Origin of the sequence: Ghiorsea bivora (assembly GCF_000744415.1) — a bacterium.
Classification (GTDB): Bacteria; Pseudomonadota; Zetaproteobacteria; order Mariprofundales; family Mariprofundaceae; genus Ghiorsea; species Ghiorsea bivora.
Genome location: NZ_JQLW01000005.1, coordinates 353,641 through 376,971 on the forward strand (window position 1 = coordinate 353,641; position 23,331 = coordinate 376,971).

Below are 23,331 nucleotides of genomic sequence, written 5' to 3' on the forward strand. Positions count from 1 at the left end.
TTCATGTAAGGTGCTGATAGCTTTACACTTTTTGTTATTTTTTATAAGATGTATAGGTGGTTGCAGGTTTGGCACCAATATTTCTTTCTTTGGCATGACGGCTGACATCTGATCAGTAAACATCTTTAAGGAGGGGAATCCCTATGAAAAAAATATTATATACATTAAGTGGTTTTGCCATGTTGGCGGTGGGCAGTGCCGCCCTGGTGCCAAGTGAAGCAGAGGCATTACCTGTGTTTGCGCGAAAATATGGCATGGCCTGTAACTCTTGTCATACCATGTTCCCGCAATTATCAAAAATGGGCGTAGCTTTCCGTGAACGCGGTTTCCGCTTTGAAGAAGGTCGTGGTGATATTGATAGCCAAGACGAAAGAGGCGCAAACTTTGATGCAGGTGAGAATGCAGTATTTGCATCATCATTCCCATTCACTGTACGTACACAAGTCTTATACAGCAATGCAGCACCTCTAACTGATTCAAATGACGTTGTTGTTATGCCTGGGCATAGACCTGGTATGTTGGATGGCGCGAAAAACAATGCGAAAATTGGTAATGGTGAGTTTGGTTTAATTACAGCAGGTTCTTATGATAACTTCTCATGGTGGATGGATTCCAGCCTTCTTGGTGGCATCGGCATGTTGGAAGGTATTTATTATGTGAATGACCTCGTCAAAGTGCGTTTTGGTCGTGTGCAAAACAACGTGGGTTATGGTATGACTATGATGTCTAAACGTCCTATGGGTTATGGTTGGGCAGATGCTGCGCAAATGGCAGGCGGTACAATGCTAATGATGGTTGATGGTGTAAGTGTGCATGGTACAACCAATGGTGACTCAGGTGTAGGTACATACTACAATGTAAGTTATGGTCTTGCAGGTAATGATTCAACCACAGGCAATAAAACTTCAACAGTGTATGGTCGTGTAGCTCAAGAAATCATGGATAATCATATCGTGGGTGTTTATACATATAAAGCAACCAACTATACCAGTGATGTATTTGGTGGTGAGGCAACTATGCTTATGGCAATGGGTGCACCAGGTGCTACCAATGCAAACCCTATGGCATTTAGTGATGTCACACGTTCAGGTGTTGATTTTGCGATAAATTACGGTGAACCTTTGCAAGCTTGGGGTGCATATACAGTGGGTAATCAAACCAATCCGCTTACCAATACCAAGTTGGATGTAACTGCAATTACGTTGGCAACAGAGTGGATTATGCAAGAAGGTTGGATGCTTGGTGCAAAATACAATTCAAGTAAAGTTGATTTGCAGATGTTAACCAATGCGGTTTTAAAACCTGCAGCTACAACACATACAACATTGTATGGTATTCATCAAGTGGCTGAAAATGTGCAAGCTATTTTGTCTTATACAAGCAGTAAAAATGTAGTGGAAAGAATGGGTGCTGGTGGTGGTGCAACCAATGCAACATTGTCTGACTTTAATTCCTTCGTATTCGCTATTGATATGGCGCTGTAATATATAAATGAGGTTGAAAAGGGGAGCATTGCTCCCCTTTTTTATTCCATAGGAGAAAATTTATGGGTATGCAAGTTATAAGTACGGTAAGGCATGGGTTAATATTGGGGATTGTAGCACTGATGATGGGTGCACTATGGGCAGTATATATGGCAACCAATCATGAAACATTACATGGTGCGTTTGAACAGCAGCAAGAAGTCATTCAGCAGCAGCAAGCACAAAAAATGATGAAAGATATGACCATGGATGCAATGGGCGAGGCAGAGATGGGGCACACACATGGATCAGAAATGTCAGCCAACCATCACGAATCAGCACCTGATATGCATCAAGAGGGTGGTGGTCATGCGCATGGTGCAAACCAACAACATTCACATTCAGGTTCGCTTGCTAAAGATGCGATGCAGCGTTTATTGCGTGGGCATATTCATGCTATGGGTTTGGGCGTGCTAGTATGCGTGCTTTTACTCATTGTTGCGTTCACATCACTTAAAGATGTATGGAAGAAAGTATTTGGGCTTACGTTTGGTTTGGGGGCAGTGCTTTATCCTCCAGCTTGGGTGATTATGGGTTTTCGTACAGTTGAACTTGGACCAGAGGCAGCAGAAGCTAGTATTATGTGGCTATTTGGACCAGCAGTTGCTTTATTGATAGGCTCTATGGTTGCGTTGTTAGGTGTGTTACTGCTTGAACAGCTAGGCTTAAAAGATAAGGCTTTGTTTTCTTGGGCTTTTGATTAATTTTGCAAAAAAAATAGTGAAAAACTATAGTTATTAGGCTCTGTTTCCTTAGGCACAGACGTGATAATTAGCGCAGGTATATTTGTTTTTATGGGGCAATTACTGAGCTGGTTGGCAGGTTACTTCTTCTGGCATTTATTGTCGGAGGAGCTGTGTCGGGAATCAGTGCTTATTCTTATGTGAAGTTTTCAAATGCATATCCTTCATTTGGTGATGTTGTAAAGTTCTTGCGTAAATCTTATGGCCCCGATGTAATTACAGGCACATTTTCTTTTTTAATGTATGTGTCTATGGTGTTTTCATGAAGGCTTCGCTCCCATGAAGCATAAGGGTTAGCATAGAATCAGCTTGAACTGCCTTGACTACTCTCGAATGTTCGCAAAATTCCAAACCATTATCTTTGGTGATGGTATCACCTTCCCTGTCTCCTATGCGTACTTTTTGATTCACAATATCAGGTCGCTCAGCGATACCAATATGATTGGGTATCTTACTACGGCGACCATTGGAACTGTAATGCTTCCTTCGCTTTTTCTGACAGCGCAAGAATGTATGCAAATCCACCACCTTCATCTAAATCAGCATAGATAAATCCATTCATAGTTCACAAAACGCGGACCTTCCAAGCGTAAACGTGCGCCAATTTCTACTGGTGACCACGTTTTTCTAATCAGTGGTTCAACGCGTTGCCAATGGTCAGGTGCAATGAATGTCTTTACTTTTTTTACCTTCGTTCCATAGCTAAGTGATAGGCTTGTTTAGGTCGACAACCACGAAGACCACGGTTTCGCCTTAGTTCACGGCTGATTGTGGATTCGTTGACTAATACCTAGCAATCTCAGTTTGAAGATGCTCTGCTTTATTGAGCACTGCAATCTGGTAGCGTTGTGCTTGGGTAAGCTGTGTGTAGTTTATTATTATTCTTTGACAAGTTGTGTTTGAAAAGACCAAGGCGGCTACCGTAGCTTACATTTTAAATTATTTGTTAAAGTGGCACTTACGAGTTGAATCTACAGACCTTTAAGAAGGTTAGAGCTTGAAGGGGGAATATACGGGGTGAAAAAAGTGCTTGTGAAAGTAAATACTCTCATTTTCACTTCGCCACATGTTGATTTCGATGGCGAACAATAAACATAAACGAAAGGTGAACGAGCAGAGGCAGCAACAAGTGTTGTCTGCGATTGACCGTATTGCAGGCAGAAATGAATTGGCATTTTTGACTACGCAAAAAGTATCCAAGGAATCTAAAATTTCGGATGGTGTTTTATTTCGCCATTTTTCATCCAAAGAAGCGATGTTGTCATCGTGGGTGGAGTTGCGAACCATGCAACTGTACAACCTGATGGCAGCCATGCCTGCGGGCAAAAAAGGGCTGTTATATTTTTTAAGAGACCTATTACAGAATCAAGCCTTATTAACCTTTGTGTGTTGTCAGCCTATGGATGTAGCATATTTGCGTTTGAGCTTGGAAACATCACGTCAAGAACTGTGGCAGGTGCTTTATGCGCATATTGAGTTGCTAGCTGATAAGCCAGATACGGTTTCAGTAGAAAGCTTAACCGATCACCTTTTCCAATGCATTTACCGTGCATGGAATCCGAATAACCCCCACCGAGAAAAGCAAAAGGAGAAACTTATGACCCAACTACCGTGGGATAAACAAAATATGGGAGAGGTAGCCCTGCCTGCTAAAGATGTATTGCAGCGGCTAGCCCTAAATGAAAGTGGATTTGTTTTTGATCCAGTGAGTGGTTTGAGCTTTACGGCGAACCCCGTGGCACTATTCGTGTTACGTTTTTTACAACATAATGATGATATTGATACCTTATTTAAGGAAATTGAAGCGAAGTTTGATGTTAATCGCAATGAAGCAGAACGTGATTTGACCGACTTTTTTGCTCAGCTTCGTAAGCTTATTGTATGAGTAAGCCAAGTAAGAAAGTTACCATTGCTGTGACAGGCATGAATGCTAAGCCTGATAATCCAGGTCCAGGGCTTGCTGTTGCACGTTGTCTTCGTATGGCGTATGGCGATGATATTCGCATTGTGGGTTTAGGTTATGATGTGCTTGACCCTGGGTTGTACTTGGACGTGTGTGATGTGAGTTATTTATTGCCTTATCCATCTGCAGGTGAACACCAGCTTGTAGAAAGGTTGGCATACATTCAAGTTCAAGAGTCGGTGGATATATTGATTCCATGTTTGGACGCAGAGCTTTTAAGCTTTAGCCGCTTGCAACATGACTTAAAAGAAATTGGTTTAAGTTTTCTCATCCCTGATGTGGAGCAGCTTAAAGCGCGCAATAAAGATAATTTAAACGAGTTGTGTAAAAGTGCAGGTATTCGCCATCCTGAAACCAAAAAAATCACCAGCGCAGAGTTCTTTTATAACTGCCATGAAGATGGTTGGAAGTACCCCATGGTGGTTAAAGGTGTATTTTATGATGCTACAGTGGTCAATAATGCGGATGAAGCAGCCGATGCCTTTAAAAAAATTGTTGCCAGCTGGGGTTATCCTGTGCTTGTACAGCGTTATGTTGAAGGTTATGAAGTTAATCTCACTGCGATTGGTGATGGTAAAGGCAACTTACTTGGTTCGGTGATGATGCGTAAACAAGCCGTCACCGATAAAGGAAAGGCTTGGGCGTGCGTGACCGTGCGAGATCAAACATTAGAAGATGATGCCTTAAAACTTGTGCAACATTTGCAGTGGAAAGGCCCGTTAGAAGTAGAAATGCTTAAAGAAAAAGATGGGCAGTATTTACTGATTGAGATTAACCCAAGGTTCCCTGCTTGGATTTACTTAACAGCAGCGGCAGGTAGTAATTTACCAGCCATGTTGGTGGAAATGATTTCTGGAAAAATGCCTGAACAAAAGAAACCACAGGTGGGGGCAATGATGATTCGTTATGCAAAAGAAACAGTGATTGACTTACAAACCTTTGAATCCATGGCAATGACAGGCAGTTACCAAGCAAGGGTTGGAGAGCAAGGAGATAAAGATGAGTGAAAGACAAGCTTGGCAAAAACCAACATTAACGCCGCACAGGATTGGTGCGCTCAATAAGTTTGGTAACGTGAACAACACACAGTTTCAAGAATATTTTGAAGGCGTGGCGATTGCAGATTTAATTGAGAAATATGGTTCCCCACTTTTTGTTTTATCCGAAAGCAGATTGCGCGCCAATGTACGTAAGTTATTTCGTGCATTTGAAACAAGGTATGCGGATGTGGTGTACAGTTGGTCGTATAAAACCAACTATTTGGGGGCAGTATGCACCACATTACATCAAGAAGGTGCATGGGCTGAAGTGGTATCAGCATTTGAATATGAAAAAGCGCGGTCGCTGGGTGTGTCTGCTGAGAAAATTTTGTTTAATGGACCACATAAAGAACGCGCAATTTTAGAACGCGTAGTGGAAGAAGGTGCGCGCATCCACCTTGACCATTTGGATGAGCTTTATTTGTTGGAAGATGTTGCCAAAACAGCAGGTAAACAAGTAGATGTCACCATGCGCTTGAATTTTGATACAGGTTTTACCGAAGCATGGAGTCGTTTTGGCTTTAATTTAGAATCGGGGCAAGCCATGGATGCTGCACGCATTCTTGGAGAGAGTGAACATTTGAACTTGGCTGGTTTACACAGCCATTTGGGTACATTTGTGCTTGACCCACGTGCTTACGCGGCACAAATACGCATCATGTGTGGTTTTATGGACTTGGTCGAAACCAAGACGGGTTGTCATATCCAAAGTATTGATATTGGTGGTGGTTTTGCCTCAATGAACTCATTGCATGGCACATATTTACCACCGGAACAAGTTGTGCCCAGCTTTGATCAATATGCCGAAGCGATTTGTAATGCGCTCAACGATGCAACGCGTGAACGAGATGTGCGAGGTTTGGGTCGCCCGCGTTTGATTTTGGAAAGTGGTCGTGCGGTAGTCGATGATGCAGAAATCTTGATTACATCAGTGATTGCCAATAAACGTATGCCTGATGGTAGGCGCTCTATGGTGATTGATGCTGGCGTAAATGTTTTATTCACAGGGTTCTGGTATAATCATCAGGTTACACCTACGCGCCCCTTGGAAGGTGTGGCTGAGGATACCATTCTTTATGGACCATTATGCATGAATATTGATGTGATGCGTTCATCGGTGATGCTGCCACCCATGAATGTGGGGGATACATTGGTATTTAGTCCTGTGGGTGCATACAACAATACGCAATGGATGCAATTTATTGAGTATCGCCCTAATGTGGTGATGATAGATGAGCATCAACAGGTATCGGTGATTCGGGCTGCAGAAGATTTGTCTGTGGTGACAGCGCAAGAATCGATTCCCGAACATCTTGTTAGCATTCAAAGTAAGAAATAACAAATGAAAGCACCTACTTTAAAGCTCTACAACGATTTGGTGGGTATGCTAAGGGCATACGCATCCATTTTATTTGCAGAAAAACCTTGGGTAGGTGCGCTTTTTGTGCTGGCAACTTTATGGTTTCCCAATACGGGTCTTGCAGGGTTATGGGCTGCGATTGTAGGCATGACGACTGCGGCACTGCTGAAGTTTCGCAACTTAGAAAGTGGTTTGCATGTGTATAATAGTTTGTTGGTCGGTTTATCGCTGGGCGCTTATTATTATGTGGATGTGCATCTGTTGCTGCTGATTTCATTTGCATCGGTTTTGGCAGTGTTTGTGACCGTGGCAGTCTCTGATATAACTTGGCGTTTAAACCGATTGCCCGCATTGAGCCTACCCTTTGTGGTTGTGGCATTGATGGCAACTTTAGCTGCACAAAGTTATGGTACATTAAGTCGGTATTTGGTGCCTATGGCACCCCATGATATGTTTGTTTCAGCGGCAGTTGACCAGTTTTTCACATCATTGGGCTCTGCCTTTTTTACACCTCATCCCTTTGCAGGTTTATTGATGTTTATTGGGCTGGCGTGGACATCACGTTATCTCGCATTCCTTGCAATGACGGGCTTTTTATTTGGCTTTTCCACTTATACTTATCTTTCTGGAAGCCCGCATCCTGATTTGGTGGCGTGGAACGGTTTTAATTTTATTTTGGTTGCTATGGCGATTGGTGGTTTGTTTACAGTGCCTAGTAAAGCCAGCTTTATACTTGCGATGCTGGGATCGGTGATTGCGGCATTGGTTACGGCATCAAGTGAAACATTTATGTTGGTGTATGGTTTACCCGTCATGGCATTACCTTTTTTAATTACGACCTTGACCATGTTACTCGCTTTAACCCACCGACCTGCAACATCGAATTTACAGCTTACGTTAGATGCGCCAGCATTACCTGAAATTAGTTATGAGCGGGCTAGGCTTGCCAAAGCTAGGCAAGGTGAGTTTGGTAGTGTTCCAGTGCGCGCACCTTTTTTTGGTGCATGGCAAATTTATCAAGGTTTTGATGGTAAACATACCCATCAAGAACCCTGGCAACATGCTTTAGATTTTTATATTACTGAACATGAACAAAGTTACCGTAGTCATGGTAGAACCTTAGATGATTATTATTGTTTTGGGTTGCCGGTTGTCGCACCGGTTGAAGGTTATGTCGTCAAAACTTTAGATACATTATCGGATAACCCACCCGGTGAGGTAGATACGGAAAACAACTGGGGTAACCATGTGCTTATTCGCATGCACAATGGTTTGTATCTTTTATTGGCGCACTTAAAGCAAGGCAGTATTGAAACTCATATTGGGGCTTATGTGACTGTGGGTACTCGGCTTGCGGCATGTGGTAGCTCTGGTAGGTCACCACAACCGCATTTGCACATGCATGTGCAGTGGGGGGATGTGCTTGGTGGGCATACGCATGCATTTCACCTGACATCGGTGTTACAACAAGATAAACAAGATGCAACACCTGATTTTAGGTTGTTTAGCCAACCTTCAGAAGGGCAAAGTGTGATTGCAGCAAAGTATGATCCTGCGTTGCGTGAGTGTTTGAACTTGTCTGTTGGTCGTAAATTGACCTACCAAGTCGAATATCAAGGTGAACAATGTCAGCGTACTTTGCATGTGGAGCTAAGTTTACTTGGTGAGTTGCATTTGGTTTCAGACCGAGGCGCAAAGGCTACATTTACCACGCAAGATAATATATTAGCTTTTTATAATCGCCAAGGTAAGACAGACTTATTTTTTGATGCGTGGTTGTTAACGATGGGTTTAACTCCGCTTCAAGAAGGTAATATTCATTGGCACGATGAACCACCTTTGGCATTACTCCCTTTGTCCATGCGCCAATATTTATATGCTGTTTTATCACCTGCTTTAACCAAGGGTATGCAGAGTGAGTACCAACGGCAGTGGCAGGGTGGTGTATGGGTTCAACGTGGAAGACACCAGTTTAAGAATATGTTTTTGCAGACCTCGTTTGAAACTAAGGCTGAAATTCAGCCAAAACTAGGCTGTATGTCGTTTGTTTTTAAGGGTGAGAACCTAAAGTTACAAGCGAGTTTGCTTGAAATTGCACAACAAGGCGATGCGGGTATTCCTGCATGGCAAATCACTGCGGAGGATAAAAAGATGTTATGAAGAAGAAACTAAGTCGATATAGTTTAGTAACCTTGTTTAGCTTGTCGTTAAGCCCCTTGGCATACGCTGATGGCTGGTCAGGTTATGTGGATGCATCACTGTTGGCAGGCGCGTATTCAGGCGCTACCACGCGAACAGCTATCAATACTTATGGTGCAAGTTTGCGTTTGGATTACCTAGAGAGGGCAGGCGTTAAGTTGGCAGGGTCACAATTAACACTTACCGATAATGGTATTGCTATTGCACAACAGTCTGCATTTGCTAGCGCATATTGGAATTATTTTTGTGACACATTGGGTGGCGTGTTTAAGTTTCGTCTGGATGTACATCAAGCAGATTTAAGCGATGATTTTACCTATAAGGATAGCGTGCGGGCGTATGCACCTCAAATATCATTTGTGAATTATCAAAAAAGCTTTTATGTAGATTTAGGGTATAGCATATCCACGTATGACCTAGGCCTTGAAGCCAAACAGTATACACCCACGTTGGGTTTTGGGTTTAATCAAGGTGCAGATTGGTTGCAAATGCGAGGTTACTTGATTGATACTACAGATACAGTAAGTGGTGTAGTTTCTTCTACACAGGCAGTAGAATTTAAATTAACGCATTGGACTGCACCGGGCTCTATTTTTTCTCAATACTTTGTCAATGCGCTTGTTGGTGAACGTATTCTCGCTGTAGATGGTGATGCAGCAGTAATTTATAGCTTGGCAGATAAACAGAAGGGGGGCGGAGCTATAGGTGTTGCATGGCAAAGTCATTATGTCGACGGTATGCTGATGTTAAGTGTGGATCAGTATTTGGATCAAATAACAAGTGCAGCTTATATTAATAGCCTTGCATATATCAGTATTAGTAAATCATGGTAAAAAGGATAAAAACAATGAAATCATTCGTAATGGTAAGTTTATTAAGTTTAGGTTTGGCGAATGCTGCTTTAGCCAGTGAAAACCAAGAGGCTTGGCAAACGTCACATGTGCTCGAAAGCAAAGGTGAGTATGAAAAAGCAGCTGCTGTGCTTACACCACTGTTGAATAACAAAGCAAGTGAGTATGCTTTGCTGCGTTATGGTTGGCTGAATTATCTTCAGGGTAACTATAATGATGCTATTGATAGTTATAAACGTGCGTTAAATTTTAATTCACGCTCTTTTGATGCGCGATTAGGCATGAGTTTACCTTTGATGGCACAAGGGCGTTGGAAAGAAGCTAGTCGTTATTTAAGGCAAATCATTGGACAGTCTCCCTATCATTATTTGGCACATGTTCGACTTATGGTATGTGAAGAAGCTTTGCGTCAGTGGGAAACGCTAGAGAAACATAGTAAATCTATGGCAGCCTATTATCCTGCAGATGCGACGATTTTGGTTTATTTAGCAAGATCTTATGCTTGGCAGGATAAAGAAGAGCAGGCCAAAATGACTTATCAGCGCGTGCTTAAGCGGTTTCCCAATCATATTGAAGCTAATAACTTTTTAAAAGGTCAGTCGAACTAAGTTTGGTTGATAAGCCTAGATGAAATCCATTGACCAATGGTATGGATTTCATCGGGGCAAACGCTGTGTTCCATGGGGTATTCACGCCATGAGACTTGATAACCAAGATTTTTTATAAACTCAGCAGAGGCCTTGCCGTATTCGTGTAATACGACAGGGTCTTGAGTGCCATGTGCCATGAAAACAGGGGTGTTTTTTGTCGCAGGGTTGAGTATTTCTTCTATGCTGTTGTGTAACGGCAGATAACAAGATAAACCCATGATGCCTGCCAGTGGTTGGTCTATGGTGAGTCCTGTATAAAGTGCCATCGCACCACCTTGGGAAAAACCGACCAAGATGATGCGTTCATTGGGAATACCACGTGTATTTTCGTGTTGGATAAGTTGCTGAATGCTTTTGGCAGACTTTTTGATGCCTTGTTCATCTTGAGGGTTGGTATCGGGGTTGTCTACTTTGAGTGAATACAAGTCATACCAAGCAGGCATGATGTAACCACCATTCATGGTTACTGGCATAGCAGGGGCATGCGGAAAAATAAATCGGATATTGGCATCGTTGGGTAAACCAAGTTGCGGTACAATGGGTTGGAAATCAAAACCATCTGCACCCAAACCATGCAGCCAAATCACTGTAGCATTGGTTTGATTGCCGAGTTCTGTGGTTTCAAATTTCAAATCTACCATGTTGTGCTTACCTGTAATCCATATTGCCCATTATTTGCTGAAGGGCTGATTTTTACACCTTTGTAGGGTGTGGCAAAATAAAAGCTGCTGATGGCACCAATGGCAGCACCAGCAAGCACATCCGATGTAAAATGTTTATTGGCATAAACACGGCTATAACCAACAAAAGATGCGCCAATATATGCAGGAATAGCATATTTCCAGCCATAACGCGCATGAATGAAAGCAGCACCTTGAAAGGAAGCAGATGTATGACCTGATGGAAATGAATGCTCACCCCCATTAGGGCGGGTGCGGTTCACACTAATTTTAAGCGCATAAGTTACGCCCAAGTTGGTGGCAAAGGACTTATACATTTGGTTTTCACCTTCAGCATCATCCAAATACAGTGTTGTGCCATAAGCTATGCTAGGGATGATAATTTGTAGCATGTCACCTGCAACTTCAATATCACTGGCAGCCCGGGCTTGGGTGCTTAGGAAAAATGCAAGAATAAAGCTGAAGAAAGTGAGTTGAAACATAGCGCAAAGGTGCTTGTAGGTTTTGTGTATAGCAAGTGTTTCTTGGTTTATGATGCAGAGGAACCTTCAGTCACTTGTCTAAATCGAGACTGTAAATTGGATTGTGTATCTGCTTATATTCCCCCAAGGAGATAAGCAAGATGAAACAATCAGAAATAGAGGCCTTAGCGCGCGAAGCTTCTAAAGGCATTAAGACCGAGAAAGACTTGTGTGATTTCAGAGCCGTATGCTGAAGAAGATTACCGTTGAAACGGTACTCAATGCAGAACTGGATAATCATTTGGGTTATGACAGGCATGAGTAATCCGATAACCTCAATAGTTGCAATGGTTATTCCAGCAAAACGATTATCTCCGAAGATGGTTTGGTATTTGATGCTTCGTCTATCAAAGCTGACATTGGTGTTGGTGATATGGTTACGTCCGCTGCCAAAGAAACCAACAGTATTAGATATATCCTCCCCAAAGCTTAAAGCATATCCAGTAGAAACAGTGATTGCAGAAAAGTTTGAAGCCATGGTCTCTATTGGCTTTACAAACAGCAGAATGAAAGACTTTTATGATATTTGGGCAATATACAAGTTCTTAAACCTTAACAATCAGGTGGTGAACCAAGCCATTGCTAACACTTTTAGGCGCAGGTGAATTACAATACCGAGTGAAGCACCGATAGCTTTGACGGACGAGTTTTCAAAAGATAAAACAAAGTTTGATAAAAACCATGATAGAGGGAGCAGAAACAAAACTATGATTATACACTGTACAAAAAAGCTGGCAGCTAAGCTCTCTGATGTGAGCAACCTGCCTTTAGATGAAGCCAATCCTTTGGGAAGTTGGCACGCGAATATCTACAACATCCAACGCCGTAATTGTATCATGTTTTGTCATGATAAAACCCGCTTTGTTCTTTTTATGGCAGGTTTAAAACAAGCAGATTTTGCCAATTTGGATTATTGCTTTCAGGATTTGTTCGCCAATACCTTGTTGAAATCAGGCTATGATACGGATTTAATCGAAAAGTCTCTGGCGCTACTCACTCCCGCTCGTTTTGATACTCATTGCAGCCGCTCAGTACAAGGCTCGATGCGAACGGTGCGTACAATGGAATTAGATGCGGCATTGTACCATACGGGTGGTGTGATGAGCCTTTTGCCTTATAGCACTTCGGTACAACTGAATTATAGACCTGTCACCGTTAAAGGCATGAAAGCCAGTGAATGCCTGTGGCCAATTAAAGATATGGAAACATGGCTGAAAGCGGTAACAGGTGCATAGCTTGAGGGTAAACATTCCCGAACGGTAATGAACTTGTTGCTTATCCATGATTTCATGTTTAGAGTTACCGTACGGGTAAATTTAAGTGATATGATTGTGAATAAGGAAGTAAAACAACCGTACGGGAATATTCAAACAACTGAACAGTTGGGTGGTTTGGTGCGGGCGTGTCGAAAAGGGCAGAAAGCAACGCAAGCTGAACTTGCGGCGTTGTGTAGCGTGGGTGTGCGCTTTATTTCAGATTTAGAGAATGGAAAACAAACCATAGAACTGGGTAAAACATTGCATGTGTTGAAATGCCTAGGTCTGGATATTGCGGTGACTCCTCGCAACTGGGAGAAGAAACATCAATTAAGTGCACAAGCCATCAACGATAAGCAGTCATGAGTATGTCGTTGCAGGTATATCTGATGGAAACATCTGTGGGCGTTTTACGCTTGAATCAAAAGAGAAAATTTGAATTTCAATACAATGATGCATGGTTGAACAACGAAAAAGCAGTGCCGCTTTCGTTGTCACTGCCGCTTCAAACCCAAGTTTTTAATGATGAATTATCCCGCCCATTTTTTTCCAATTTATTACCTGAATCAGAAGTACGCAAGGCTATTGCGCGTCAGCTTGGCGTGTCCGAAGGCAATGACTTTGCGCTATTAGAATCTATTGGCGGCGAATGTGCGGGTGCGGTTAGTCTGCTGCCAAATGGTAAAACTTGGAGCAGGGATGGCGAGTATAAGAAGCTAAATGATGATGCGCTTAATGCTCTAGTAGAGCAAATGCCACAACGCCCTATGCTTGTGGGCGAAGGTGATTACCGCCTATCTTTGGCGGGTGCACAAAACAAACTTCCCGTCCTGTTTGAACAAGGCATCATCAGTATGCCTATGGGCTTTAAGCCCAGCTCACATATTCTCAAGCCTCCTATTCAGAACTTTCCAGACACAGTTGAAAATGAAATTTTTTGTATGCGTCTTGCCAAAGTAGTTGGGCTTGAAGTGCCCGAAGTTATCCTGCTGCAAAAAGAAAAACCGTTGTATTTGATTGTCCGATATGACCGTAAACGCAATAGTGATGGTGAGCTTGTTCGTTTGCACCAAGAGGATTTTTGTCAAGCTATGGGCATTGCCCCAGACATGAAATATGAAAATGAAGGCGGGCCTTCTTTGCAAGCATGTTTCCAGTTGGTGCGTGAGCATAGTGTTAGCCCAATCGCAGATGTGAAGGCATTATTACAGTGGGTGATATTCAATTATATCATTGGTAATGCGGATGCTCATGGTAAAAACCTATCTTTTCTTTTTGATGCGCGTGGACCACAGCTTGCACCCTTTTATGATTTATTGTGCACGGTTGTTTATCCTAGTTTGAGCAGTAAGTCGGCGATGAAAATTGGTGGTGAATATCGACCTGATTGGGTGGCGGAACGCCATTGGCAGCAATTTGCTATGGATATTGGCGTAAACTATAAAATAGTGAAACAAAGCATAAAGAAAATCAGTGCTAAAATAACAGCGGAATGCGTTGCTGTGGCTGAAGATTTTGGAACCAATAAAAGTATCAAGAAAATACTCAAGGTGATTAACCAAAGAATAAAGAAATTACAAATGACACTTGGGCTTTAATGATATTGGGTAAGTTGAAGGCAGTGAGTGGTTTGGTAGGAAGTTAGGGGTAGAACCCTGTAAAAATCAGAAACCCTTTATGGACTGAAGCCTTACAAAAAGCTGGCGTTAGATACCGTAACCCTTATCAAACAAGGCATACTTATGCATCTATGTTCCTCTCTGCCGGGGAAAATCCGGCATGGATTGCGCGGCAGATGGGGCATACAAACATGAACATGGTATTACAAAAATATGGTCGTTATTTACCTGACCATGATCCTCTTGCGGGACAGAAGATCATTGCAAGGATGGCACAAATCGGGCACAAACCAAATTCTAAAAACCAAAAAAGCCCTGTAAATACAGGGCTTAGATATGGTGGCGCTTCAGGGACTCGAACCCCGGACACCCGGATTATGATTCCGGTGCTCTAACCAGCTGAGCTAAAGCGCCATGTCTTACAATTTGTGAGAGCCGCACTTTATAAATCTATGGGGTTTCGTCAACCATTATGTCATCACACCAAGATTTAAACTAAATTACAATCACACTCTACAATACTTTGCAAATGTGTCATGGCAAGAATATAGCGTAGGCGCAGCTCTTCATTGGTCAACCCATCTTTCGAAGTAAGCAGGTGTTCTAGCTTCACTTGTAATGGATGTTGCTGCCATACTTGCACCAGTTTTTGTTTCTTTTGCTTGGAAACAGACAGCATTTGTTTCGCAGCTTGTTTTTTCATGCGCAGCAATCTACCCAACCACTCACAACGTAAGGCGTGGGCATCATTATCACCCCACAATGTACTGCGTAAACTTTCTTCAAGTGGTGCAAATGGCAATGTATCAATACAATCTTGGGTTATGGCTAAACAGGTGTGCAAAGGTTTACCTGTCGCTTCACACAATGGTATTGCTGTGGCTAAATCAGACAAGGCTACAACATCCAAATGACGTTTCTTGGCAAATGCTATCAAACCTCTCTGCATAGATTGTAACCATGTTTGGTTCACTTGCATGTGCCCATCCAACAACAAAAGTCCCTCTGCAAAGTTGAGCACTTTCTGTTGGATTTGATACCAACCTTGCAAATCACTTCCATTCTGATGCAAAAATTCGGCATAAATATTTTGTGTGCCCAATAACATATCTGCCATCAGCACTACCTGTACGACATCCACGATTGAAGAAGTCGTTAAGTTTTGCAAATAATGAATGCTGGTAATGCCATAGCGGTTCACGATATAACTGGTAATACGCGTATGCGCGATGTCATTACCGAGCGGGTGATGTGCAATGGCTAATGCAAATTTCTTTTGTAATGGTTTAGGGAAGTAGTTATTTAAAAATATATTGCCAAACACACTTTGTTCACGAAATGCCACTTCGTCCAAAGCTTGATGCACGCGATTCTTTTCATGCCCTAACCACTCTGAGAATACAGGCCTTAACACAAAGTCTGCTGTATCTTCAGTCATACTGTATAAATACTGGTCTGCAAAAAGCTGTTGTTGCAAATGGTATAGTCGTGGCAAATGATGCTCGGCTGTTTGTTCCGTTAAACTCAAGGCAATAGCTTGTTCCTTATTATCTTGTAAACATTGCTCTGCCACAAAGTTTGCCACTTGTTTCAAACGTTGGTTGCGTCGTTTAAATGATTCATGCGCAAGAAGAATTTTCAGGTTTACTTCATGGTCAGACATATTCACGCCTGCAGCGTTATCTATGGCATCAGTATTAATCAAACCACCTGCTTGTGCGTATTCAATGCGGGCTGCTTGTGTTAAACCAAGGTTGCCACCCTCACTAAGTGCCTTGCAGCGTAAGTCACAAGCGTTAATGCGCACAGCATTGTTGGCAGGGTCTTGAGCATCTGCATCCGTTTCAAAGCTTGCTTTAACGTAGGTGCCGATACCGCCATTATACAACAAATCTACAGGTGCTTGTAAAATCGCACGAATCAAAGCTTCACCAGAACAATCATCTACGTTCATGCCCAACACAGCTTGAACTTCTTCGGATATATGAATATTTTTAGATGCGCGGTCAAATACGCCGCCACCTTGGCTAATCAGCGAGGTATCATAATCACCCCAGCCTTTGACTGCAGTAAACAACTGTGAGCGCTCACGAAAAGCTGCTGTAACATCAGGGTTAGGGTCTAAAAAGATATGTTGGTGATTAAAGGCTGCCACCAACTTCAGATTAGGGTTGAGCAGCATGCCATTGCCAAATACATCGCCACCCATATCACCAATGCCAACAGCGGTAACTTCATCATGCCATAAATCAATACCAAGACGTGCAAAATGATGTGCCGCACATACCCAAGCGCCTCTTGCTGTAATACCAAATGCCTTATGATCATAACCATAACTACCACCACTGGCAAAGGCATCACCCAACCAAAATCCAGCCTGAATAGCCTCTTCATTGGCATCGTCAGAGTATCTTGCTGTACCTTTATCTGCGGCAACAACCAAATAGGCGTCATCTACATCTTCAGCTGCGATATTGATGCCTGCAGGCGGTTGCAATTGATTACCAACACGGTTGTCTGTAATCGATAGTAAAGCGCGAATAAACTGATGGTATTGTGCCAATACAAAGTCTGGACCATTCCCATCACGCACCACAAAACCACCTTTGGCACCTGTGGGTACAATTTGTCCGTTTTTCACCACTTGTGTCGCCATCAGCTCCAAGACTTCGGTTCTAAAATCGGTAGGCCTATCCGAATAACGCAAGCCGCCTCGCGCAATTTTTCCGGCTCGTAGGTGTACACCTTCCACACATACGCCATGTACAAAGATTTCACGGTAGGGTTTAGGTTTGGGTATAAAGTCCAGTGCATTGGGGTTGATTTTAATTGCAAGCGCCTGCCCTTGCTCTCTTGCCCAAGCATTGCTGCGTAAACTGTGTTGTACCATGTCTGCCAAGGCGCGTAGCCATGTATCTTCTTTCAAGCTTTGCACATCTACCATCTGTGTTTTAAAGCTAGCCATAGCTTGTGCTGCCGCTGTTTCAGGCAAACTTGGGCGGTGTTTTGCCTCAAACATACGGAAAATTTGTGCACTCACCTTATAGTGCTTCAGCATCACTTCAGATAAGGCTTGAATGGATACTTCAGGAATCAATTGCGCCAAATGGTTGCGCAGCGTAATTAATACGGTTACGTCACGAATGTTGATGCCACATAAAATAATTAATGCATTGAGTGCATCATGATCCGCCAACTGGTTAAATACATCTTGAATACCTTGGCGTAGCCGTGTTAAGCCCTCTGTATGCAATTGTTCGGGCGCTTCACAACGGAAGCGGCAAATATGCATAGGTTGATCAACATGGTGAAAAGGAATCAACGATTGTTCCATGGTAACCAAAGCAAAGGCATTTAATTTTTCTGTCATTACACCCAATGGTAGGGCATGTGGGGTGAGCACATGAACTTCCACAATTTGCCGTTCTATTTCATGCCGCAAAGTGAGCCGAATACGTGTTTTTCCATCTTTTTTTAATTGTTCACGGGCAATCATATCGCGTACAAACTGTTCAGGTGGAAACTGATCTTGATATAAATGCACAACCTTGTTGAGCTCCATCAAACCTTCATGCAACAAAGGTGTGGATAAACCGGCTTGTAATAAACCTTCTTTGGCTTGATCTTTCCAAAAAATAACGCACTGACGAATAGAAGCTTCAACCCTATCTAAAGGTGGCCACTTCTCCACTTGTAAGGCAACAAAAATCAATTGTGTAGCACCCACACTATAATATTCAGAGCCAAATAACTGCATACCCAATTTTGCCAAAGCCCGTTGCATATTCGCCCAAATATTGTTACCAAAACGATGCCTATTTACGGCAACAATCAAATATTCTAAATTACCTTCACTGGGTGATAAGCGCGATACCACTGTTTGGGTTGGGCTATTCATATCAACAATACGTTTAAAGGGTAGCAACCACTGCTCTGCTGCGATGGAGTGTAGCATAGATTTGGGTGCGCGATCAAATAAGATACGCATTTCACGCTGGTAAAAAGCCGATTGTTGCAAAGCAACATCTTTGGTCATGTCTTGCCAAATATTAGCCAAAGTTGGTAAGGATGATGCATTGATATAACGCGCGCCGCGTGAAAAATGACCAATCAATACTATGCCGTGCAAACCGTCTTCTTCTTGCCAGCATAAACGTACAGCTTTCACATTTGCGGCACTGTAAAGGTGTGAAAATGTTGAAGAAAGGTGTAACCAGTGCATGCCTGGTTTGTTAGGGGGTGCAAGGCTTGCCAGTTCTTCTAAGGAAGAAGGTAATATCCATGATAACAATCTTTTATGCTTACAAAAGCCTTGGTTCTTCCGTGGATGTTGCAAGTCATACAAACCATAAAGAAGGTAATGATCTTCAATCATCCATTGCAATAATGCTGCATTATTTGGCTCATCATGCGCTAAATAAATCGCAATACGCTCCAACTCACTACGCATGCTAGGAAAATCGACAACTGACTGATGTACAGCTTGAAGAATATGCTGAATATCTTTTTCAACGTGTGTGATATTTTCCGTTGTGGTCACGGAGAAGTGAAACACCAAAAACAAAGCTTTGTGCTGCCCACTCACGCCTAGCCCTACACCTTTTTCAGGTTGCTCGGGTACTGAAAATAATACCGATGCTTGTTCAATGGGTTGGATATGATGTTTTTGTAAATAAGTGCGAATTGCATCAGGATAAAAAGCTTGGTCTGGGCAATGCACAACCATGATATGTCTGTGTAATGTGCCATGCGAAAGCATTTTGCAGCGCAAACCTACTGGCGCTGAAGCATCCAGAAGCAACTGCTTCGCCTGCTCAATGACCAGTGCCTTAATACGCCCTGAAGGTATGTTATCCCCCCAAGAAGCTTGAAATAATTGAATAAGACTATCTCTTAATTTTCGCATAGGACAACCCTTTCATGCACAGTTATATTGACGAGGCTTGCATACTTCTCATCATCGCTCAACCATGAGCAATAGATATACCATTTATACACCACCGCCACACACAATATTACACATTCTTTTTCAGGATGAACACTTATTGGTCGTTAATAAACCAGCAGGCTTACTTTCGGTGCCTGGCAAAGGTTTAGAAAAGCAGGACTGTTTGGTATCTCGTTGCGCTGCGGAATTTGGCGAAATTCATGTTGCGCATCGTTTGGATATGTCCACATCTGGTATCATCGTTTTTGCGCGCAGCAAAGATGCCGTGCGTGCCATGAATCAATTGTTTGCAGGGCGAGATGTAAGCAAAACATATATTGCCGTTGTTGATGGGCTCATCGAACAAGATAGCGGTGAAATCAATGCGCCACTGATGGTGGATTGGCCCAATCGACCTAAGCAAAAAATTGACGCTGAAGGTAAACCTTCGCACACCCATTATAAAGTCATCGACCGTAATGAAAAAACAAACACATCTAGGGTAGAGCTCATACCCATCACGGGGCGTTCACATCAATTACGCGTACATATGATGTTTCTAGGCCATGCCATTTTGGGTGATGAGTTTTATGCATCTGATGCTGCGTTTCAAAAGTCTGAGCGTTTATTACTCCACGCCACACAACTTCATTTTATCCATCCTTTTACAGAACAACCACTGCATATCCAGTGTCCGCCTGATTTTTGAGCACTACACAAACCTCCGTATTTCTGCTAAACTAATGTATGAGGTATATGATGCGTTATATGGGTTTATGGCTACTTCCAATGTTTCTTTTGGGCTGTGTTTCTACCGAAAAGCCTGAAATACCTCCTGCTTGGGCAAAATCAATGTCATCACCAAAGCAAGGCTGCATTGATCTAAGCGGGACATATCACAATGCAGGCGAAAGCTCAGGCACACGCAAGTATTATTTAAGTCAGTTTTTCGAATATTTTATACCCAGCTCAGCTTTTTTAAAACATGCGTGGGTGGATAACATCAAACTTTCCAATGTACATGAAGGTAAGTTTACCATCACCTTCAACAGCAAAGACAAAGTCGCATATCAAGTCACATGGCTTCAAGGCAAAGACTTCACATGCCAAGCCCAATATATTCAAAAAGAAGTCAGCTTTATGCCGAGCAACCCTTTAGCCATTGCCAAACACACCAGCATTACAGCATTTACCAAAGCAGAAGATGGCGCATTGTTGGTTGATGATTTTGATAAAGAAACAGGTGTCGCATTTGTGGTGATACCTTATCAAGAGAAGCATTATAAATATTATCGTTACCCTGCTATCACTAACACCCCATGATAAAATACTTACTATTCTCCCTTGCTCTGCTGCTTAATGCCTGCGCTAGCCATGACCGTACTTACTTTGCAGACATACCTTCTGATAAACCTCACGCCACACTAAAAATGGAGCAACAAGATATAAGCAGTTTTAATTTATTCGGTGTAACCGTTGCAGCTATCAAACCTTTAACCATCAATGGCCTGCCTGTGGATAGCACGCAAGAAAACTGGAAGCTCCACGCATTTGGTGAATTTTTTATACCTGTAGGTGATACCATGCTAACCCTGCGGTACCTTGATAGGGACAACGATGCTCGTGGTTTTGTTCGTTTTATAGCACAAGCAGGTAAAACATATCAGGTGACCCATCGTTTGGATGACACTTATATTTACTTTGATGTTAGTGATGTAAAAGGGCAACGCCTGACCACTCAGATATTTCATAAATGGCAATATGTTTGGCAAAAAACATCTGAAGAAGACGCTTTGCTGTTTTCAGCCCAAAATGGCGACCTTGAACAAGTGCAGTCTTTGCTTAAGCAAGGTGTCAACCCCAACTGGTCGGCAGCATACAATCAATTCAAGCCTGTGACTGTTGCTGCGGCAAATGGTCATGTCGCCATCATCAAAGCCTTGATACAAGCTGGTGCAGACATAAACCCTGTTAATCAAACTACCCCACTTGAAGCTGCCGCCATGCGAGGACATGCTGAAGTTGCCGCGTTGTTGCTCAAAGGTGGTGCATACCCAGACCTCGGCAGACCATTGATTGATGCCGCAGAGCGTGGATATGTGGCGATTGTGCGATTATTGCTGCAATATAAAGCCTATACCTTATCCCGAAATAGCGAGGGACTAACTGCTTTTGCGCTTGCACAGCGTTTTGGGCATCAAGGTGTTGCTGCGTTGCTGCAAACTTACCCGCATTAAACTTTAATTTTTCGTAAAAGTTAGATGCTTAAAAAACTATGTCTCTTTGTTGTATGCAGAAGATAACATGCATGCGCTGTTCGGGTTTTTGAGAGAAAAAATTAAGTGTGAAAACATAAGAAAGGTTGTTTCTTATGTGGTTTTTTATCATGTAGGGGCGTTGCTGAGTTGTGCGCGTTGAATGCTTCGAAAACGGCGCCATTTTTTGAGGTTTAGGAATTTATAACCCAATAGACATGCTGCATCAAAGGCAAAATAGACTACGCCAATACCGCTGGGTGGGTTGGCACTGGGAACCCAGTTGAATACATCAAACCATACTGGTGGCCAAATCCAGCATTGGTAATGTGTGCCTAAAATTTCAAGGTAAACCACCATGAAAAACATGAATAAAAAGAATAACTTGGTTTCAGGCATACGTTTGAATAATAAAACAACTACCAACATGCATATAAAACCAAATACATCATTGGCAAGAACCAACCATGCCAAGCTATAGAGTATCATGGCAGGGTAGAGGGTGCGGATAATGGCTTGCTGGTGTTTACGTATCCAAGGTTCTTTGGTGATATAATACACACCAGCATACACAATGGCATGACCCAAAGGCACATAATGGGGTACATTTTCTAAGCGGTACGTATACATACCTAAACCCAATGACAGCGTAACTTCCCCTGCATAAGCAATAAACACACCAAAAAACATCAATGTTCTTGTGACTTTGGATACCTGAAAGAAAATCCATAAAAAGACAGCGGCAACCAAGATATTGGTGATGCCTTGCCCATAGCTGATGTATTGGGTCATCCAAGTGCTGTCGATAAATAGACCCAACCAAATGACAAGCATGGCGGGGATATAAATGTGGGTGAATTTAAGCGTCATATCGCGGTAAGCTAACGGATCAATTCAACAACTGCCCACTCTTCTTTGAGGCGAGTGCAAGCGTGGGTTAATCCTTGGTTTTGGTAAGCGGTAATGAGCGCTTCAACTTGGCTGTCTAAGATACCTGATAAAATCAAATGTTTTTCAACACTTGCTGCCAGTGGCTGTACCATATCAAGTAAAGGTTGAAACAAGATATTGGCGACAACCAATTCAAAGGTGTGACTGGGTGGGGTATCGCCCAAGATAGAGTCTAAAGACACATCATTGATGTTCGCATTGACTTCACAGGCCTCAACAGAAAGCGGGTCATAATCAATGCATACGATATTTTTTGCGCCCATCTTGCCAGCGGCAATCGCCAATAAACCAGAACCAGCACCCATGTCCAACAAACTTTGCGGGGGTTGTTTGAGACAATAGTCTTCAATAGCTTCAAGGCATAAGTAGGTGGTGGGATGTGTACCTGTACCAAACGCCTGACCAGGGTCGAGCACCACATCAACGCCTCTATCGGGTAAAACCTCGCAAAAAGAAGGGCGTACGCATAAGGATTTGCCAATAGGCATGGCTGTCCAATGGTCTTGCCATGCTGTTGCCCAATCATCATTCAGGGTGGCGATGTGAATATCTTGCTCGTTAATGCCCAACACTTGGGCAGCTGTTTTGAGGCGTAAGTATTGTTCTTGTTGATTGTTACTGACTTCAAACCATGCTACATGGGCAGCTTCACCCGTTAATACATTGCTTTCTTCAGAGCCACCAAGTGCCATAAAAGCCGCTTTAAGCTGGGCAAAAGTTTCTTCATCGATGGCTTTTACAGGGATTCTTAGCTCCACACATGTTACATTTTGCATCCTTGACCATCCTCTAT

21 protein-coding genes, 1 tRNA gene and 2 pseudogenes are annotated in these 23,331 nt (G+C 42.7%); 17 read left to right on the forward strand and 7 right to left on the reverse strand.

The window, feature by feature from the left end; all coding sequences use genetic code 11:
- Positions 1 to 143: 143 nt before the first annotated feature.
- Positions 144 to 1,484, forward strand: a complete 1,341-nt coding sequence (locus DM09_RS11645; RefSeq protein WP_198401642.1) for a hypothetical protein — start codon at positions 144 to 146, stop codon at positions 1,482 to 1,484.
- A 62-nt stretch (positions 1,485 to 1,546) separates the two neighbouring features.
- Entirely contained in the window at positions 1,547 to 2,227 is a 681-nt protein-coding gene (locus DM09_RS02265) for a hypothetical protein (protein ID WP_038247236.1), read from the forward strand.
- Positions 2,228 to 2,515: 288 nt separating this feature from the next.
- On the opposite strand, the gene DM09_RS10970 is transcribed toward DM09_RS02265, so the two are convergent.
- A complete protein-coding gene (locus tag DM09_RS10970; protein ID WP_051937941.1) occupies positions 2,516 to 2,800 on the reverse strand; it encodes a hypothetical protein in 285 nt (94 codons plus the stop codon).
- 544 nt (positions 2,801 to 3,344) lie between these two features.
- Between DM09_RS10970 and DM09_RS11295 the strand changes: the two genes are divergently transcribed.
- The 6 genes from DM09_RS11295 to DM09_RS02300 are packed head-to-tail and all read left to right on the forward strand — an operon-like array spanning position 3,345 to position 10,287.
- Positions 3,345 to 4,151: a PqqD family peptide modification chaperone gene (locus DM09_RS11295; protein WP_198401643.1), complete on the forward strand. Its 807-nt coding sequence runs from the start codon at positions 3,345 to 3,347 to the stop codon at positions 4,149 to 4,151.
- Positions 4,148 to 5,236: an ATP-grasp domain-containing protein gene (locus DM09_RS02280; protein WP_038247237.1), complete on the forward strand. Its 1,089-nt coding sequence runs from the start codon at positions 4,148 to 4,150 to the stop codon at positions 5,234 to 5,236. The genes DM09_RS11295 and DM09_RS02280 overlap by 4 nt, the downstream gene beginning before the upstream one ends.
- Positions 5,229 to 6,608: an alanine racemase gene (locus DM09_RS02285; protein WP_038247238.1), complete on the forward strand. Its 1,380-nt coding sequence runs from the start codon at positions 5,229 to 5,231 to the stop codon at positions 6,606 to 6,608. The genes DM09_RS02280 and DM09_RS02285 overlap by 8 nt, the downstream gene beginning before the upstream one ends.
- A gap of 3 nt (positions 6,609 to 6,611) precedes the next feature.
- Positions 6,612 to 8,789 carry an urea transporter gene (locus tag DM09_RS02290; protein WP_051937943.1) on the forward strand — a complete coding sequence of 726 codons (2,178 nt, stop codon included), beginning with the start codon at positions 6,612 to 6,614 and terminating at the stop codon, positions 8,787 to 8,789.
- A complete protein-coding gene (locus DM09_RS02295) occupies positions 8,786 to 9,661 on the forward strand; it encodes a hypothetical protein (RefSeq protein WP_038247240.1) in 876 nt (291 codons plus the stop codon). Before DM09_RS02290 ends, DM09_RS02295 begins: the two co-directional genes overlap by 4 nt.
- A gap of 14 nt (positions 9,662 to 9,675) precedes the next feature.
- Complete coding sequence (locus DM09_RS02300; RefSeq protein ID WP_038247241.1) at positions 9,676 to 10,287, forward strand: tetratricopeptide repeat protein; 612 nt, start codon at positions 9,676 to 9,678, stop codon at positions 10,285 to 10,287.
- On the opposite strand, the gene DM09_RS02305 is transcribed toward DM09_RS02300, so the two are convergent.
- Both DM09_RS02305 and DM09_RS02310 read right to left on the reverse strand, forming a co-directional pair.
- Positions 10,284 to 10,970: an alpha/beta hydrolase gene (locus DM09_RS02305; RefSeq protein WP_038247243.1), complete on the reverse strand. Its 687-nt coding sequence runs from the start codon at positions 10,968 to 10,970 to the stop codon at positions 10,284 to 10,286. The two genes, DM09_RS02300 and DM09_RS02305, sit on opposite strands and share 4 nt — an antisense overlap.
- Complete coding sequence (locus DM09_RS02310; RefSeq protein ID WP_051937944.1) at positions 10,964 to 11,491, reverse strand: phosphatase PAP2 family protein; 528 nt, start codon at positions 11,489 to 11,491, stop codon at positions 10,964 to 10,966. Before DM09_RS02310 ends, DM09_RS02305 begins: the two co-directional genes overlap by 7 nt.
- 140 nt (positions 11,492 to 11,631) lie before the next feature.
- On the opposite strand from DM09_RS02310, the pseudogene DM09_RS11840 reads away from it, so the two are divergent.
- From DM09_RS11840 to DM09_RS11895, 6 genes and pseudogenes are all read left to right on the forward strand, one after another.
- A pseudogene (locus tag DM09_RS11840) lies at positions 11,632 to 11,855 on the forward strand (transposase); the annotation flags it as partial.
- Between the two features lie 10 nt (positions 11,856 to 11,865).
- On the forward strand, positions 11,866 to 12,135 hold the full coding sequence (locus DM09_RS11845; RefSeq protein WP_198401644.1) for a nucleotidyl transferase AbiEii/AbiGii toxin family protein: 270 nt from the start codon (positions 11,866 to 11,868) through the stop codon (positions 12,133 to 12,135).
- Between the two features lie 102 nt (positions 12,136 to 12,237).
- Complete coding sequence (locus DM09_RS02320) at positions 12,238 to 12,765, forward strand: DUF6933 domain-containing protein (protein ID WP_038247245.1); 528 nt, start codon at positions 12,238 to 12,240, stop codon at positions 12,763 to 12,765.
- 96 nt (positions 12,766 to 12,861) lie between these two features.
- Positions 12,862 to 13,152, forward strand: coding sequence for a helix-turn-helix domain-containing protein (locus DM09_RS10975; protein ID WP_232507724.1), 291 nt, complete (start codon positions 12,862 to 12,864; stop codon positions 13,150 to 13,152).
- Positions 13,149 to 14,384: a type II toxin-antitoxin system HipA family toxin gene (locus tag DM09_RS02330; protein ID WP_038247248.1), complete on the forward strand. Its 1,236-nt coding sequence runs from the start codon at positions 13,149 to 13,151 to the stop codon at positions 14,382 to 14,384. Before DM09_RS10975 ends, DM09_RS02330 begins: the two co-directional genes overlap by 4 nt.
- Before the next feature lie 62 nt (positions 14,385 to 14,446).
- A pseudogene (locus DM09_RS11895) lies at positions 14,447 to 14,656 on the forward strand (tyrosine-type recombinase/integrase); the annotation flags it as partial.
- Between the two features lie 86 nt (positions 14,657 to 14,742).
- Here DM09_RS11895 and DM09_RS02335 read toward each other — a convergent pair.
- Positions 14,743 to 14,819: transfer RNA gene (locus DM09_RS02335), tRNA-Met, on the reverse strand.
- Positions 14,820 to 14,895: 76 nt separating this feature from the next.
- Positions 14,896 to 19,311, reverse strand: a complete 4,416-nt coding sequence (locus DM09_RS02340) for an NAD-glutamate dehydrogenase domain-containing protein (protein WP_038247249.1) — start codon at positions 19,309 to 19,311, stop codon at positions 14,896 to 14,898.
- Between the two features lie 64 nt (positions 19,312 to 19,375).
- On the opposite strand from DM09_RS02340, the gene DM09_RS02345 reads away from it, so the two are divergent.
- The 3 genes from DM09_RS02345 to DM09_RS10980 are packed head-to-tail and all read left to right on the forward strand — an operon-like array spanning position 19,376 to position 21,569.
- Positions 19,376 to 20,041, forward strand: a complete 666-nt coding sequence (locus tag DM09_RS02345; protein ID WP_051937946.1) for an RluA family pseudouridine synthase — start codon at positions 19,376 to 19,378, stop codon at positions 20,039 to 20,041.
- A gap of 47 nt (positions 20,042 to 20,088) precedes the next feature.
- Positions 20,089 to 20,655: a hypothetical protein gene (locus DM09_RS02350; RefSeq protein ID WP_157753583.1), complete on the forward strand. Its 567-nt coding sequence runs from the start codon at positions 20,089 to 20,091 to the stop codon at positions 20,653 to 20,655.
- Entirely contained in the window at positions 20,652 to 21,569 is a 918-nt protein-coding gene (locus tag DM09_RS10980) for an ankyrin repeat domain-containing protein (RefSeq protein WP_081881053.1), read from the forward strand. The genes DM09_RS02350 and DM09_RS10980 overlap by 4 nt, the downstream gene beginning before the upstream one ends.
- Positions 21,570 to 21,716: 147 nt before the next feature.
- Here the strand turns inward: DM09_RS10980 and DM09_RS02360 are convergent, their stop codons facing one another.
- Both DM09_RS02360 and DM09_RS02365 read right to left on the reverse strand, forming a co-directional pair.
- Positions 21,717 to 22,457 (reverse strand): hypothetical protein, encoded by a 741-nt coding sequence (locus DM09_RS02360; protein ID WP_038247252.1) that lies wholly within the window; start codon positions 22,455 to 22,457, stop codon positions 21,717 to 21,719.
- Between the two features lie 11 nt (positions 22,458 to 22,468).
- On the reverse strand, positions 22,469 to 23,314 hold the full coding sequence (locus DM09_RS02365; RefSeq protein ID WP_038247255.1) for a 50S ribosomal protein L11 methyltransferase: 846 nt from the start codon (positions 23,312 to 23,314) through the stop codon (positions 22,469 to 22,471).
- Positions 23,315 to 23,331: the final 17 nt, after the last annotated feature.

What these genes read in the sequence shown, in the direction of transcription:
- DM09_RS11645 (WP_198401642.1), top strand. Translation starts at nt 144, where the DNA reads ATGAAAAAAATATTATATACATTAAGTGGTTTTGCCATGTTGGCGGTG.
- DM09_RS02265 (WP_038247236.1), top strand. Translation starts at nt 1,547, where the DNA reads ATGGGTATGCAAGTTATAAGTACGGTAAGGCATGGGTTAATATTGGGG.
- DM09_RS10970 (WP_051937941.1), bottom strand. Translation starts at nt 2,800, where the DNA reads ATGAAGGTGGTGGATTTGCATACATTCTTGCGCTGTCAGAAAAAGCGA.
- DM09_RS11295 (WP_198401643.1), top strand. Translation starts at nt 3,345, where the DNA reads ATGGCGAACAATAAACATAAACGAAAGGTGAACGAGCAGAGGCAGCAA.
- DM09_RS02280 (WP_038247237.1), top strand. Translation starts at nt 4,148, where the DNA reads ATGAGTAAGCCAAGTAAGAAAGTTACCATTGCTGTGACAGGCATGAAT.
- DM09_RS02285 (WP_038247238.1), top strand. Translation starts at nt 5,229, where the DNA reads ATGAGTGAAAGACAAGCTTGGCAAAAACCAACATTAACGCCGCACAGG.
- DM09_RS02290 (WP_051937943.1), top strand. Translation starts at nt 6,612, where the DNA reads ATGAAAGCACCTACTTTAAAGCTCTACAACGATTTGGTGGGTATGCTA.
- DM09_RS02295 (WP_038247240.1), top strand. Translation starts at nt 8,786, where the DNA reads ATGAAGAAGAAACTAAGTCGATATAGTTTAGTAACCTTGTTTAGCTTG.
- DM09_RS02300 (WP_038247241.1), top strand. Translation starts at nt 9,676, where the DNA reads ATGAAATCATTCGTAATGGTAAGTTTATTAAGTTTAGGTTTGGCGAAT.
- DM09_RS02305 (WP_038247243.1), bottom strand. Translation starts at nt 10,970, where the DNA reads ATGGTAGATTTGAAATTTGAAACCACAGAACTCGGCAATCAAACCAAT.
- DM09_RS02310 (WP_051937944.1), bottom strand. Translation starts at nt 11,491, where the DNA reads ATGTTTCAACTCACTTTCTTCAGCTTTATTCTTGCATTTTTCCTAAGC.
- DM09_RS11845 (WP_198401644.1), top strand. Translation starts at nt 11,866, where the DNA reads ATGCTTCGTCTATCAAAGCTGACATTGGTGTTGGTGATATGGTTACGT.
- DM09_RS02320 (WP_038247245.1), top strand. Translation starts at nt 12,238, where the DNA reads ATGATTATACACTGTACAAAAAAGCTGGCAGCTAAGCTCTCTGATGTG.
- DM09_RS02330 (WP_038247248.1), top strand. Translation starts at nt 13,149, where the DNA reads ATGAGTATGTCGTTGCAGGTATATCTGATGGAAACATCTGTGGGCGTT.
- DM09_RS02340 (WP_038247249.1), bottom strand. Translation starts at nt 19,311, where the DNA reads ATGCGAAAATTAAGAGATAGTCTTATTCAATTATTTCAAGCTTCTTGG.
- DM09_RS02345 (WP_051937946.1), top strand. Translation starts at nt 19,376, where the DNA reads ATGAGCAATAGATATACCATTTATACACCACCGCCACACACAATATTA.
- DM09_RS02350 (WP_157753583.1), top strand. Translation starts at nt 20,089, where the DNA reads ATGATGCGTTATATGGGTTTATGGCTACTTCCAATGTTTCTTTTGGGC.
- DM09_RS10980 (WP_081881053.1), top strand. Translation starts at nt 20,652, where the DNA reads ATGATAAAATACTTACTATTCTCCCTTGCTCTGCTGCTTAATGCCTGC.
- DM09_RS02360 (WP_038247252.1), bottom strand. Translation starts at nt 22,457, where the DNA reads ATGACGCTTAAATTCACCCACATTTATATCCCCGCCATGCTTGTCATT.
- DM09_RS02365 (WP_038247255.1), bottom strand. Translation starts at nt 23,314, where the DNA reads ATGCAAAATGTAACATGTGTGGAGCTAAGAATCCCTGTAAAAGCCATC.